Source organism: Pseudomonas fontis, from assembly GCF_028656955.1.
In the GTDB taxonomy this organism is placed as follows: domain Bacteria; phylum Pseudomonadota; class Gammaproteobacteria; order Pseudomonadales; family Pseudomonadaceae; genus Aquipseudomonas; species Aquipseudomonas fontis.
Genome location: NZ_JAMDGY010000141.1, coordinates 1 through 13,116 on the forward strand (window position 1 = coordinate 1; position 13,116 = coordinate 13,116).

Genomic DNA, 13,116 nt, shown 5'->3' on the forward strand with positions numbered 1-13,116 from the left:
ATTGCAGGCGGCTGGTTCCCGGCCGATTGCAGGCAAGCCAGCCTTCACGTCGGGCTCGACTCAGGCTGCACCAGCGCCACCACCGTCCACCCCGGCCCAGGCTTGAGCGTGGTGTCCGGCCCGAACACATGCACCCAACCATGATCGTCCCGGGCAAACAGTAACGTCGCCCGCTCCCCATGCAACGCTCGATACGCCTCCCAATCAAACGCCTCGGTCAACGTGGTGCTGTAGAACTCGCCACCCTGATGCAGTTGATTGGCCAGTTGCAGGTAGGTCAGTGACTGGCTCCCCAGCACATGCCCACGATGCTCGTCACTGGCCCGGTGCTTGTCGCTGCGCCGCGCCTCCAAGCCGCTGGCCAGCACAAACAGGCGCTGATGCCCGAAGTCATGGCGGAATCGCGCACACGCCAAGGTATTGAGCTCACCCGCAGGCGAAAGCCCCAACAGATGCCCCAGCCCGACCAGGTCCAGGTGCGCATCGGCATGTTGCGACGCCGGGTTGCCAAAATAAGTCGGCAACCCCTCCATGCGCGCCGCGCGAATGTTCTCCCAGCTCGAATCAGTCAGCAGCACCCGGCAATCCAGCGCCTGCAAAGCCTTGCCGATGGCCCTGGCCGGTGGGTTGGCACCGACGATCAGAAAGCCGCTCGGTGCAGGCTCTGCCACTTTCAATAATCTCGCCAACGGCCGCGCCGTCGCGCTTTGCAGCACCACAGTGCCGATGATCACCGCAAACGTCAGCGGCACCAGCAGCAGGGCGTGTTCATGCCCAGCTTCATCCAGGCGAATGGCAAAGATCGCCGACACCGCCGCCGCGACGATCCCGCGCGGGGCGATCCAGGCCAGCAGCATGCGTTCGCGCCACTGGAGCTGCGAGCCCCAGGTCGACAGCAGCACGTTCAGCGGCCGGGCGATCAGCTGGATCACCAGCAGCAACGCCAGTACCGCCGGGCCAAGGCTGAGCAGGGCGGTCAGGTCGAGGCGCGCAGCCAGCAGGATGAACAGCCCGGAGATCAGCAGCACGCTGAGGTTCTCCTTGAAGTGCAGGATTTGCCGCACATCCACGCCCTTCATGTTCGCCAGCCACATGCCCATCACCGTGACGGCCAGCAGCCCGGACTCGTGCATCACCTCGTTGGCAGCAATGAAGATGCCCAGCACCGCCGCCAGCGACGCCAGGTTGTGCAGGTATTCCGGTAGCCACTGCTCACGCATGGTCTGCCCAAGGATCCAGCCACCCGCCGCACCGAACGCGGCACCGCTGGCGATCACGCCGGCAAAGGTCAGCAGGCTCTGGGTCAGGCCATTGCCCGTGGCAATGATGAAGCTGTACACCACCACCGCCAGCAACGCGCCAATCGGGTCGATGACGATGCCTTCCCAGCGCAGGATATTGGCAATCGCCGCCTTGGGCCGCACCACTCGCAGCATCGGCACGATCACCGTGGGCCCGGTGACCAGGGTCAGGGTGCCGAACAGGATCGCCAGCGGCCAGTCGAAACCCAGTAGCCAGTGGGTCGCCAGGGCAATCACCAGCCAGGTAGCAATGGCGCCGACCGTCACCAACCGGTGCACCACGCTGCCGATTTCACGCCATTGCGAGAGGTGCAGGGTGAGGCTGCCCTCGAACAGGATCAACGCCACCGCCAGCGACACCAGCGGCATCAGCAGCGGGCCGAACAGCGCCTGCGGATCAAGCCAGCCGAGCACCGGGCCGACCAGGATGCCAATCAGCAACAGGAACAGGATGGCCGGCAGCTTCAGGCGCCAGGCCAGCCATTGGCAGGCCAGCGCCGCCGCGCCAATCCCGCCAAAGGCGAGGAGGATCTGTTGTTCGTTCATTGGGGCTCCCTATGCTGGCGTTGATATGGAAGACTAGCGGTATTTCGTTGCCTCACCACCGAGCCTCCATGCCCGCTATTGATCACCCCCTGATTGACCAGTTTCTCGATGCCCTATGGCTGGAAAAAGGCCTGTCCGACAACACTCGTGCCTCCTATCGCAGTGACCTCGCCCTGTTCAACGGCTGGTTGCAGGAGCAGGGCGTCGAACTGCCCTTGGCCGGCCGTGAGCTGATTCTCGATCACCTCGCCTGGCGTCTGGATCAGGCCTACAAACCGCGCTCCACGGCGCGTTTCCTCTCCGGCCTGCGTGGCTTCTACCGTTACTTGCTGCGCGAGAAGCTGATCGGCGTCGACCCGACCTTGCAGATAGATATGCCGCAACTGGGTCGCCCGCTACCCAAGTCCTTGTCCGAAGCCGATGTCGAGGCCCTGTTGCAGGCCCCGGACCTCAGCGAGCCGATTGGCCAGCGTGATCGCGCCATGCTCGAAGTGCTCTACGCCTGCGGCCTGCGGGTGACCGAACTGGTCAGCCTGACCCTGGACCAGGTCAACCTGCGCCAGGGCGTACTGCGGGTGATGGGCAAGGGCAGCAAGGAGCGCCTGGTGCCGATGGGCGAGGAAGCGGTGGTGTGGCTGGAGCGTTACCTGCGCGACGGGCGCAACGACCTGCTCGGCGGGCGCCCCAGCGATGTGCTGTTCCCCAGCCTGCGTGGCGAGCAGATGACCCGCCAGACCTTCTGGCACCGCATCAAGCACCAGGCCCAGGTGGCCGGGATCGGCAAGGCGCTGTCGCCGCACACCCTGCGCCATGCCTTTGCCACGCACTTGCTCAACCACGGCGCCGATCTGCGCGTGGTGCAGATGCTGCTGGGCCATAGCGACCTGTCGACCACCCAGATCTACACCCACGTGGCCCGCGCGCGCTTGCAGGAACTGCACGCCAAGCATCACCCGCGCGGCTGAACAGCGATACCCACACAGCGTATCGCCCGCAGTCAATGCCTGGCGTCGAATGTGGTAGGCTTGACCGGTTTGCACCCTGGGCCGGCGAATTGCCCCGTTTTCAGCACGGGCGTCCATGTTCCGGCCCACTGTCCGCCTTCAGGAGTTCTCATGCGCGTGACCCAGATTTTCGCCGCCGCCGCCCTGGCGTTGGTCAGCACCTTTGCCGCCGCTGCGGCCGTTACCGATCCTGCCGAACAAGCCATCCGCAAGACCCTGGAGTCGCTGGAGTCGCAGGTCCCGGTTGAAAGCATCGCGTCCAGCCCGCTCAATGGCCTGTACGAAGTCAAGCTCAAGGGCGGTCGCGTGCTGTATGCCAGCGCCGACGGCCAGTTCCTGGTGCAGGGCTACCTGTTCCAGGTGCAGGACGGCAAGCCAGTCAACCTGACCGAAAAAGCCGAGCGTGCAGCCATCGCCAAGACGGTAAACGCCATTCCAGCGGGCGAAATGGTGGTTTATCCTGCCAAGGGCGAAACCAAGTCGCACATCACCGTGTTCACCGATACCACCTGCCCGTATTGCCACAAAATGCATGCCGAAGTGCCCGAGCTGAACAAGCGCGGCATCGAGGTGCGCTACGTTGCCTTCCCGCGCCAGGGCCTCGGCTCGCCGGGTGATGAGCAGTTGCAGGCGGTCTGGTGCTCCAGCGATCGCAAGGCGGCCCTGGACAAGATGATCGACGGCAAGGAAATCAAGGCCGCCAAGTGCGCCAACCCGGTCAGCAAGCAGTTCCAGCTGGGCCAGTCGATCGGGGTCAACGGCACGCCAGCCATCGTGCTGGAAGACGGCCAGGTGATTCCGGGTTATCAGCCGGCCCCGCAAGTGGCCAAGCTGGCCCTGGCCGGCAGCAAGTAATTCAATATGTGGGCCGCCACCATGGGGAGGCGGCCGATTTCACGACCGGTATCAGGCCGGTCGTTCAATGGGGAGTTCACAGTGAAACCGGTCAAAGTAGGCATCTGTGGGTTGGGGACCGTCGGTGGCGGTACCTTCAATGTACTTCAGCGAAACGCCGAGGAGATTGCCCGCCGCGCCGGGCGTGGAATCGAAGTGGCACAGATTGCCATGCGCTCGCCAAACCCGAACTGCCAGATTACCGGTACCCCCATTACCGCTGATGTGTTCGAGGTCGCGTGCAACCCCGAGATCGACATCGTCATCGAACTGATTGGTGGCTACACCATCGCCCGCGAACTGGTGCTCAAGGCCATCGACAATGGCAAGCACGTGGTCACCGCGAACAAGGCGCTGATCGCCGTTCACGGCAACGAGATCTTCGCCAAGGCCCGTGAGAAGGGCGTTATCGTAGCCTTCGAAGCGGCCGTGGCCGGTGGCATCCCGGTGATCAAGGCGATCCGTGAAGGCCTCTCGGCCAACCGCATCAACTGGGTTGCCGGGATCATCAACGGCACCGGCAACTTCATCCTCACCGAAATGCGTGAAAAAGGCCGTGCCTTCCCTGACGTACTGGCCGAAGCCCAGGCGCTGGGTTATGCCGAAGCCGACCCGACGTTCGACGTCGAAGGCATTGATGCCGCGCACAAGCTGACCATCCTGGCGTCCATCGCCTTTGGCATCCCGCTGCAGTTCGACAAGGCCTACACCGAAGGCATCACCAAGCTGACCACCGCCGACGTCAACTACGCCGAAGCGCTGGGCTATCGCATCAAGCACCTGGGCGTTGCCCGGCGCACTGACAGCGGCATCGAGCTGCGTGTGCACCCGACGCTGATCCCGTCCGACCGCCTGATCGCCAACGTCAATGGCGTGATGAACGCGGTGATGGTCAACGGTGATGCCGCCGGTTCCACCCTGTTCTACGGCGCTGGCGCCGGCATGGAGCCGACCGCGTCGTCGGTGATCGCCGACCTGGTCGACGTGGTGCGCGTGATGACCGCCGACCCGGGCAACCGCGTGCCGCACCTGGCCTTCCAGCCGGATTCGCTGTCGGCCCACCCGATCCTGCCGATCGAAGCCTGCGAAAGCGCCTACTACCTGCGCATCCAGGCCAAGGATCACCCGGGCGTGCTGGCTCAGGTGGCGAGCATCCTCTCGGAGCGCGGTATCAACATCGAATCGATCATGCAGAAGGAAGTCGAGGAACACGACGGCCTGGTGCCAATGATCCTGCTCACCCACCGTGTGCTCGAACAGCGCATGAACGATGCGATCACCGCCCTGGAAGCCCTGCAGGACGTGATCGGCAGCGTCGTGCGCATCCGTGTCGAACAACTGAACTGAGCAGCTTTGCGTTTAGAGGAATAGGTCATGCGTTACATCAGTACCCGCGGCCAGGCACCGGCCCTGAATTTCGAAGACGTCCTGCTGGCAGGCCTTGCCAGTGACGGCGGCCTGTACGTGCCGGAAAACCTGCCACGTTTCACCCAGGAAGAGATCGCTTCCTGGGCCGGCCTGCCATACCACGAGCTGGCCTTCCGGGTGATGCGCCCGTTCGTCACCGGCAGCATTGCCGATGCCGACTTCAAGAAGATCCTCGAAGAAACCTACGGCGAGTTCGCCCACGCGGCGGTCGCCCCGCTGCGTCAGCTGAACAGCAACGAATGGGTGCTGGAGCTGTTCCACGGCCCGACCCTGGCGTTCAAGGACTTCGCCCTGCAACTGCTCGGTCGCTTGCTCGACCACGTGCTGGCCAAGCGCGGCGAGCGCGTGGTGATCGTTGGCGCCACCAGCGGTGACACCGGCTCGGCGGCCATCGAAGGCTGCCGTCGTTGCGACAACGTCGACATCTTCATCCTGCACCCGCACCAGCGCGTGTCGGAAGTGCAGCGTCGCCAGATGACCACGATCTTCGGCGACAACATCCACAACATCGCCATCGAAGGCAACTTCGACGACTGCCAGGAAATGGTCAAGGCCAGCTTCGCTGACCAGGGCTTCCTCAAGGGCACGCGCCTGGTTGCGGTGAACTCGATCAACTGGGCGCGGATCATGGCCCAGATCGTCTACTACTTCCACGCAGCCTTGCAGCTGGGTGGCCCGGCCCGTTCGGTGGCGTTCTCGGTGCCGACCGGCAACTTCGGCGACATCTTCGCCGGTTACCTGGCGCGCAACATGGGCCTGCCGATCAGCCAACTGATCGTCGCGACCAACCGCAACGACATCCTGCACCGCTTCATGAGCGGCAACCAGTACGTCAAGGACACCCTGCACGCGACCTTGTCGCCGTCGATGGACATCATGGTCTCGTCGAACTTCGAGCGCCTGCTGTTCGACCTGCACGGTCGCAACGGCGCAGCGATTGCCGAGCTGATGGCCAACTTCAAGCAGGGCGGCGGTTTCAGCGTCGACCAGGACCGTTGGACCGAAGCGCGCAAGCTGTTCGATTCGCTGGCCGTGGATGATGCGCAGACCTGCGAGACCATCGCCGAGGTCTACGCCCAGACCGGCGAAGTGCTCGACCCGCACACCGCCATTGGTGTGAAGGCCGCACGCGAGTGCCGTCGCAGCCTGGACACGCCGATGGTGGTGCTGGGCACGGCGCACCCGGTGAAGTTCCCAGAGGCGGTGGAGAAGGCTGGCGTGGGCAAGGCGTTGGACCTGCCGCCGCACCTGACCGACCTGTTCTCGCGGGAAGAGAAGTGCACCGTGCTGGCCAATGACCTGAAAGTCGTGCAGGCGTTTGTCAGCCAGCATGGCAACCGTGGCAAGCCGCTCTGATCGAGCGAGTGGTAGCGGAAAAAGCCCGTCGATGACGGGCTTTTTCATTTCTACACTGTGCAGGGCGGCCTTGAACCTTGTGATGTTGTAGCCGCTGCCGACAGGCTGCGCTCGCCTGCAACGCAGGCGCTGCTGTTGGGAGCCCCTCGAATGTCCCTTGGGAGCCACCTTGGGAGCCCTGGCGGACTCCAGCGCAGCCTGACGGCAGCGGCTACAACGTTAAGCTAGCCAATGCCCTGAAATGGAGGAGGCGCATGAAACTGAAGAATGGATGGCAAGCCTTCTGCCTATGCTGGCTGTTGCTGACCCTGATGGCCCCGGCCCAGGCGGTACAGAGCCTGCCGTTTACCCTCGTGCCGCCGTTCACCGCGCTTGAACCGCTGACACTGAAACCTGATGAAAGCCGCTGGCTGGGCCCGGAGCGCGTGCTGCGCGTGGGTATTTCCATCGCCGACTACGAACCGGTGGACATCACCATCGACCGCAACCGCTACCAGGGCGTCAGTGCCGATTACCTGAGCCTGGTCGCCCGGCGCCTGGGGGTCGGCACCCGTGTGCTCGGCTTCACCCGGCGCGAAGACGCCATCGAGGCATTGCGCTCCGGCGCCATCGACATCCTCACCAGTGCCAACGGTTTCGAGCGCAGCGTGCCCGGGCTGGCGTTTACCCGCGACTACATCCCGGACACCTCGGTAGTGGTGATGCGCGGCGAAACCGCTGCCGCCAACCCATCGCTCAAGGGCAAGTCGATCGTCCTGCTCGACGGCTACGCCGACACCCGCGAAGTGCACCATGCCTACCCGGACAGCAAGATCATCCTCGCCCCCAACCTCTACAGTGCACTGGAGGCGCTGAGCCAGGGCGAGGTCGATGCCTTTATCGGCAACGACGTCATCGTGCGCTCGTACAAGGCCATGCGCCCCTACCTGGGCTTGCAGGTGGTATCACCCAGTGCCTTGCCGGTGATTGGTTTCGCCTTCGCCATCCGGGCCAGTGACCCGCCGTTGCAGGCGATGCTCAATCGCGCGCTGGAGAGTATCGACGAGCCACTGCAACGCGAGATCCTGGGGCGCTGGACCTCCGGCATCGGTTCGGATGTGGCCCACCAGCGCGTCGAACTGACGGTACAGGAGCGCGAATGGATTCTGCATCACCCGCAGGTCAAGGTGGTGGGCAGCCAATATGCGCCGTACCTGTTCCGCGATGAACAGCAGGTCTGGAGCGGGCTCAACAACGATGTGCTGGCGACCATCGCGCAGATGACCGGGCTGCAGTTCGTCTACCGGCCTTCCGGCTCGATCACCGAGAGCCTTGAGCTGCTGGAGAGCGGCGAGGCGGACATGAGCACCACGCTCAGCGACTCGGCCGAACGCCGCGAGTTTCTTGATTTCACCCACCCGCTCGGCGGGCAGAGCTGGGTGTTCATCGTGCGCCCGGAGAGCATTGCCCTGGGCTCGCTTGACGAGTTGTCCGGGCGCACCCTGGCGCTGCCGGCCCAGCATGTGCTGGAACCCAGCATCGAGAAGGAGTACCCGCACATCCGAATCCTGCGCACCGAGTCGTTGGCCCAGGCCCGCGAGCGTGTGCGCAGCGGCGCCGCCGACGCGACCATCGACAGCGAGGTGGGCGCCTATCGTGTGGTGGCCAACGATCCGCAGCTCAAGGTCGGGCGCGGGGTGGACGGGCGCTGGGCCCCGGACCGTTTCGCCGTGCGCCACAGCGCGCCGGAGCTGCTGCAAATCCTCAACAAGGCGCTGGAAGCCTTCCCGGTCGCCGAGATGCGTGCGGTACGCATGAAGTGGCTGGGTTCGGTGGCGCCGCCCGCTCCGGTCTGGCAGCGGATTGCCCCGTGGGTGTACTGGGCGGTAGCCGCCGTGCTGGTGCTCGGCCTGGTGTCACTGGCCTGGAACAGCCGGCTGCGCGCGCAGATCCGCCAGCGCGAGAGGGCCGAGGAGGCGCTCAATGACCAGGTGGCGTTCAAGCGGGCGCTACTCGACGGGATTCCCAACCCGATCTACGTGCGTGACCTTGAAGGGCGCCTGATCTCCTGCAACAAGAGTTATGAGGAAGCCTTCTCGATTCGTTTTGCCGAGGTCAAGGGGCTCAAGCTGACCGATCTCAAGGTGATCCCGGCAGACATCACCGAGCGCATGCACAACGATTACCTGCGCCTGTTGAGCGACCCCAAGCCGGTGTTCATCGACCGCCGGCTGAACTTTCGCGGCAAGCAGATCGACGCCTACCAATGGACGGTGCCGTTCTACCGCGCCGACGGTCAGTTGCAGGGGCTGCTTGGCGGCTGGATCGACATCACCGAGCGCAAGCAACTGGAAGCCGCGCTGGTCGAGGCGCGCCAGCAGGCCGAGCAGGCCAACCAGGCGAAAAGCACCTTCCTGGCGACCATGAGCCACGAGATCCGCACACCCATGGCGGTGATCATCGGCCTGCTGGAACTGGAGCGCGAGACGGCGCGCAGCAACGGCCAGGTACCGTCCGAGGCGTTGGAAACGGCGCATCAATCGGCACGCGACTTGATCGACCTGATCGGCGACAGCCTCGACCTTGCGCGGATCGAGGCCGGTAGCCTGGAGCTGGCGCCAGAAGCGCGGGCGCTCAAGCCGTTCCTCTGGGCGATCATCGAGCAGTTCCGCGCGCAGTCACGGGCCAAGGGGCTGCTGCTGGAGCTGGATATCAGCGTCGAGGCGCAAGGCGTGTACTGGTTCGACCCGCTGCGCCTGCGCCAGGTGGTAGTCAATCTGCTTGGCAATGCGCTGAAGTTCACCCACGAGGGCAGCATCGTGGTCCGCGTCGAGTGCCGTGATGCGGGTTCGCCTCAAGGCGTTGCTGTGCACCTGAGTGTGCGCGACACGGGCATCGGCATCAGCGCGCAGCAACAGACCGAGCTGTTCCAGCCATTTGCCCAGGCCAGCGCCGAGTCGGCTGCGCAGTATGGCGGGTCTGGGCTTGGGTTGAGCATCTGCCGGCAACTGGTCGAGCTGATGGGCGGCACCATCAGCCTGAGCAGCGAGCCGGGGCAGGGCACCGAAGTCAGCGTGGCGCTGCTGCTCAAGCGCATTGCCCGCGAGGCGGCCACGGCGCCCCAGCCAGCATGGCGCCCACCGGTGGTGCCGGCGCGGCGGGTGCTGGTGGTCGATGACTTGTCGGCCAGCCGCCTGGTGCTCAGCCAGCAGGTGGCGTTCCTTGGCCATGAGGTGGTCGCGGTGGACGGCGGCCAGGCTGCGCTTGAGGCCTGGCAGCAACAGCCGTTCGACCTGGTGCTGACTGACTGCAATATGCCGCAGGTCAGCGGCTATGCCTTGGCCCGGGGTATTCGCCGCATCGAGCGTGACGAGCAACGCGCCGCCATTGCCATCGTCGGTTGCACCGCCAATGCCATGAAAGAGGAGCACGGCCATTGCCTGGCAGCGGGCATGGACGAATGCCTGATCAAGCCGGTGGCGCTTCAGCGTCTGGCGGCGGTGATCGAGGAACTGGCACCCGTGCGCAGCTTCCGCATGCAGACCCTGCGCAAGATGACCCAGGCCAATGATGCGATCCTGCTGCGCATGCTTGAGGAGCTGCTGAAGAACCTGGATGAAGAGCAAGAACTGCTGGGCACGGCGGTGGCCGGGCACGACTCTGCAACGCTGGGCGCCTCGCTGCATCGCCTGAAAGGTGTGGCGTGCCTGATCGATGCCGAGCCGCTGGCGCATGGCATTGCCGCGTTGGAGCGTGCCAGCCGCGAAGCGCCCGAGGCTCCCGTGAGCCACGAGTGGCATGGGCTGGAGACGGCAATCGTCGAGCTGCGTACACAGATTGAGCGCGAATTGAGGAATCTGTAGGACAGACTTTAGGACTTATCCTATAGGGCGGGCCCGGATTTTTACCTAGAGTGGCGGCCGCGTGATCCTGCGCAGGCCAGCACGGTGGAGGCTATCCATGCACGAGCTCAAGGTTCTGATCCTAGAAGACCATTCATTTCAGCTGATGGCGTTGCACCAGATGTTAAACGCCAACGGTGTGTACGACGTCCTTACGGCCGAGTCGGTCGAGGTCGCGCAGCAAGCGCTGTCGCGTCGTGGGCGAGTGGACATCGCCATCTGTGACCTGCAGATGGACGGCAGTGATGGCCTGGAGCTGATCCGCTACCTGGCCGAGTCGGGCCTGGCGGCGTCGCTGATCATCCTCAGCAGCGCTGAGCGGGGCGTTATCGACAGTGTCGGCAGCCTGGCCCGGCAGTTGGGCCTGCGGGTGCTCGGTTGCCTGCAAAAGCCCGCCTCCAGCGCCACGCTGAACAAACTGTTGAGCCTGTACCGCCAGGTCAGCAGTGAAGCCATGCCCTCGGTGCCGACCCTGGACATGACCGAGTTGCTGACCCTCTCTGCCGCCAGCCTTGCGCAGTGCCAGCCGCAGTGGGTGGCCCATTACCAGCCCAAGGTGAGTTTCGATGGCTGCATCAATGGCGTCGAAGCCTTGGTGCGCTGGCATCACCCGACCCTGGGGGTGCTTTCCCCCGCGCAATTCTTCCCGCTGATTGAAAGCGCCGGCCTGCTCGGGGCGCTGAGCTGGCACGTGCTGGAGCAGGCACTGGCGCTGAGCGCCAGCGTGCGCCTGGAGAACGGCCAACAGTTGCCCGTGGCGGTAAATATCCCACCGCAGTTGCTGATGCAGGACGACTTTGGCCAACGGGTTATTGATGCGCTGCACCGGCATGCGGTGCCGGCATCGGTGCTGACGCTGGAGATCATCGAGACCCAGGACTGCCAACTGGACAGCCGCCAGCTTGAAGCGCTGCTGCACCTGCGGATTCTTGGCTGCCAGCTGTCCATCGATGACTTTGGTACCGGCGTATCGAACTTGCAGCGCTTGCTTGAACTGCCGTTCAGCGAGCTGAAATTGCCCAGCGAGTTCGTCCGTGGCATGGGCCAGGATGGGCGCAAGGCGGCGGTGGTTGCCGGGGCGATGATTACCGCCCGGCGGCTGGATCTCAAGGTGGTGGTCGAGGGCGTCGAGACGCAGGAAGACCTGCAGGCGCTGAAGGACTTGGGGCGGCCGGTGATGCAGGGTTATTTCATTGCCCGGCCGATGCCGGAGAGCGACCTGCGGCGCTGGGTAGTCGAGCGTGAGCAGGGTGGTTTCGCCCAGCTTGGGGTGGCCTGAACCGCACGGGTTTCAGCCGAGCCCCAGTTCCTGAAGATAGAGAAACAGCGCGGCATCATTGCTGACCCCCAGCTTGCGCATGGCCGTGACCTTTTGCGTACTGACGGTCTTGGTGCTGCGGTTGAGCCGGGCGGCAATTTCACTGACCGTCTGGCCAGTGGCGAGCAGGCGCACCACCTCGAGTTCCCTGGGCGACAGGGTGCCCTGGACCTGCGCCTGGTCGGCCCGGACTTCGCCATCTTGCAGCAGCAGTTGGTGCACTGAATCGGCGAGGAATATCTTGCCGTTGCGCAGGCGAGTGATGGCCTCGGGCAGCTCGTCAGACAGGCTGCCTTTGCTGAGCAGGCCATTGACCCCAAGGCCGAGCATGGCGCGGAACAAGCCGGCATTGTTGAGCATGGTCACCACGAGAATGGGCAACTGCGGGTAGTGCCGGCGCACTTGCTCGAGCAGTTTCAGGCCGTCGCTCTGGTCTTCGACCGGCATCATGAAGTCGGTGACCAGCAGGTCGCAGTCAACCGTTTGCAAGTGATCAAGCAGTTGCAGGGGGCTGCCGGCCTCGGCGACCACGCTGACGCCAGGGATCTGCTCCAGCACGGCGCGCAAGCCGATGCGAAAGATCGGGTGGTCGTCTGCCAGGACGATGCGCAGTTCACGGGGGACGCCTGGGTTCAAGGGGGTGCTCCGCAAAACCGGTGGATGGGAGTCAATCTGTCATATTGGCCGGGCATGCTCGCTGAACGTGCAGCGAAACCCGCTGATAGAACTTTTCTGGCCGAAACTGGGTCAGTGAAAGACTCCTTCAATGACGGACAGGTGAATAGTGTGAATAAGACAGAAACTATCAGCTTGTTGCTAAGTGAAGCATTGGCGCCGTATCTGGTCACGCTGGCGCCGCAGGATTCGAGCAGTGATGCGTGCCTGCAGGTCTGTGATGCAAGCGGGTTGCTGGTGCTGGAACGGCAGGTCAAGGCCAGCCAGTTACAGGACCAGCGCCTGCTGGTGGACCTGGTCGACGGGGTCCAGCGCGATCTGCTGATCGCCGAAGGACGCCTGCAACCCTGCGTGATCGCCGCACAACGGCACGCTGGGCAGGGTAGCGGATTAGCCGTTGGCTTGTGAGGGAACCTTTGCCCCATCGGGCAATCAGATTGGTTAAGCGCAGTTGATCGGTGTATCGCTCCGATACCGTGAGGCTGTTGCGTGAGGCACTGGTGAAGTGACCTTTGTTTAACCCCGGACGGATTCCCCACCGTTTCGGGGTTTCTTTTTTTTTGGGGTATTGGGTTATTGGGCTGATGGCCCCTTCCGCCCGGGACTGTCAGATTTTTTGTGTGCGGGCCGGTAACGGCCTGCCGTCAGGCAGGCCGTGCTTTTACCAGGTCGGCCTGATAAATCGATCTCCGTACAGAATCGCAAATTGATTG

Annotated in this window: 9 protein-coding genes; 7 read left to right on the forward strand and 2 right to left on the reverse strand. The window is 63.9% G+C overall.

The window, feature by feature from the left end; translation table 11 throughout:
- Positions 1–44: 44 nt before the first annotated feature.
- Positions 45–1,847: a cation:proton antiporter gene (locus M5G11_RS27100; protein WP_273913419.1), complete on the reverse strand. Its 1,803-nt coding sequence runs from the start codon at positions 1,845–1,847 to the stop codon at positions 45–47.
- Positions 1,848–1,915: 68 nt separating this feature from the next.
- Here M5G11_RS27100 and xerD point away from each other — a divergent pair, with 68 nt between their 5' ends.
- From xerD to M5G11_RS27130, 6 genes are all read left to right on the forward strand, one after another.
- Entirely contained in the window at positions 1,916–2,812 is an 897-nt protein-coding gene (gene xerD / locus M5G11_RS27105) for a site-specific tyrosine recombinase XerD (protein ID WP_273913420.1), read from the forward strand.
- Positions 2,813–2,962: 150 nt separating this feature from the next.
- Positions 2,963–3,706 carry a thioredoxin fold domain-containing protein gene (locus tag M5G11_RS27110; RefSeq protein WP_273913421.1) on the forward strand — a complete coding sequence of 248 codons (744 nt, stop codon included), beginning with the start codon at positions 2,963–2,965 and terminating at the stop codon, positions 3,704–3,706.
- A gap of 81 nt (positions 3,707–3,787) precedes the next feature.
- Entirely contained in the window at positions 3,788–5,092 is a 1,305-nt protein-coding gene (locus tag M5G11_RS27115; protein WP_273913422.1) for a homoserine dehydrogenase, read from the forward strand.
- 27 nt (positions 5,093–5,119) lie between these two features.
- Positions 5,120–6,529 (forward strand): threonine synthase, encoded by a 1,410-nt coding sequence (thrC, locus tag M5G11_RS27120; protein WP_273913423.1) that lies wholly within the window; start codon positions 5,120–5,122, stop codon positions 6,527–6,529.
- A gap of 254 nt (positions 6,530–6,783) precedes the next feature.
- Positions 6,784–10,371: an ATP-binding protein gene (locus M5G11_RS27125; protein ID WP_273913424.1), complete on the forward strand. Its 3,588-nt coding sequence runs from the start codon at positions 6,784–6,786 to the stop codon at positions 10,369–10,371.
- A 97-nt stretch (positions 10,372–10,468) separates the two neighbouring features.
- Positions 10,469–11,689, forward strand: a complete 1,221-nt coding sequence (locus M5G11_RS27130; RefSeq protein WP_273913425.1) for an EAL domain-containing response regulator — start codon at positions 10,469–10,471, stop codon at positions 11,687–11,689.
- Between the two features lie 12 nt (positions 11,690–11,701).
- On the opposite strand, the gene M5G11_RS27135 is transcribed toward M5G11_RS27130, so the two are convergent.
- Positions 11,702–12,364: a response regulator gene (locus M5G11_RS27135; protein ID WP_273913426.1), complete on the reverse strand. Its 663-nt coding sequence runs from the start codon at positions 12,362–12,364 to the stop codon at positions 11,702–11,704.
- Between the two features lie 150 nt (positions 12,365–12,514).
- On the opposite strand from M5G11_RS27135, the gene M5G11_RS27140 reads away from it, so the two are divergent.
- Positions 12,515–12,811: a DUF3509 domain-containing protein gene (locus M5G11_RS27140; protein ID WP_273913427.1), complete on the forward strand. Its 297-nt coding sequence runs from the start codon at positions 12,515–12,517 to the stop codon at positions 12,809–12,811.
- Positions 12,812–13,116: the final 305 nt, after the last annotated feature.

What these genes read in the sequence shown, in the direction of transcription:
- M5G11_RS27125 (WP_273913424.1), top strand. Translation starts at nt 6,784, where the DNA reads ATGAAACTGAAGAATGGATGGCAAGCCTTCTGCCTATGCTGGCTGTTG.
- thrC (WP_273913423.1), top strand. Translation starts at nt 5,120, where the DNA reads ATGCGTTACATCAGTACCCGCGGCCAGGCACCGGCCCTGAATTTCGAA.
- M5G11_RS27130 (WP_273913425.1), top strand. Translation starts at nt 10,469, where the DNA reads ATGCACGAGCTCAAGGTTCTGATCCTAGAAGACCATTCATTTCAGCTG.
- M5G11_RS27110 (WP_273913421.1), top strand. Translation starts at nt 2,963, where the DNA reads ATGCGCGTGACCCAGATTTTCGCCGCCGCCGCCCTGGCGTTGGTCAGC.
- M5G11_RS27100 (WP_273913419.1), bottom strand. Translation starts at nt 1,847, where the DNA reads ATGAACGAACAACAGATCCTCCTCGCCTTTGGCGGGATTGGCGCGGCG.
- xerD (WP_273913420.1), top strand. Translation starts at nt 1,916, where the DNA reads ATGCCCGCTATTGATCACCCCCTGATTGACCAGTTTCTCGATGCCCTA.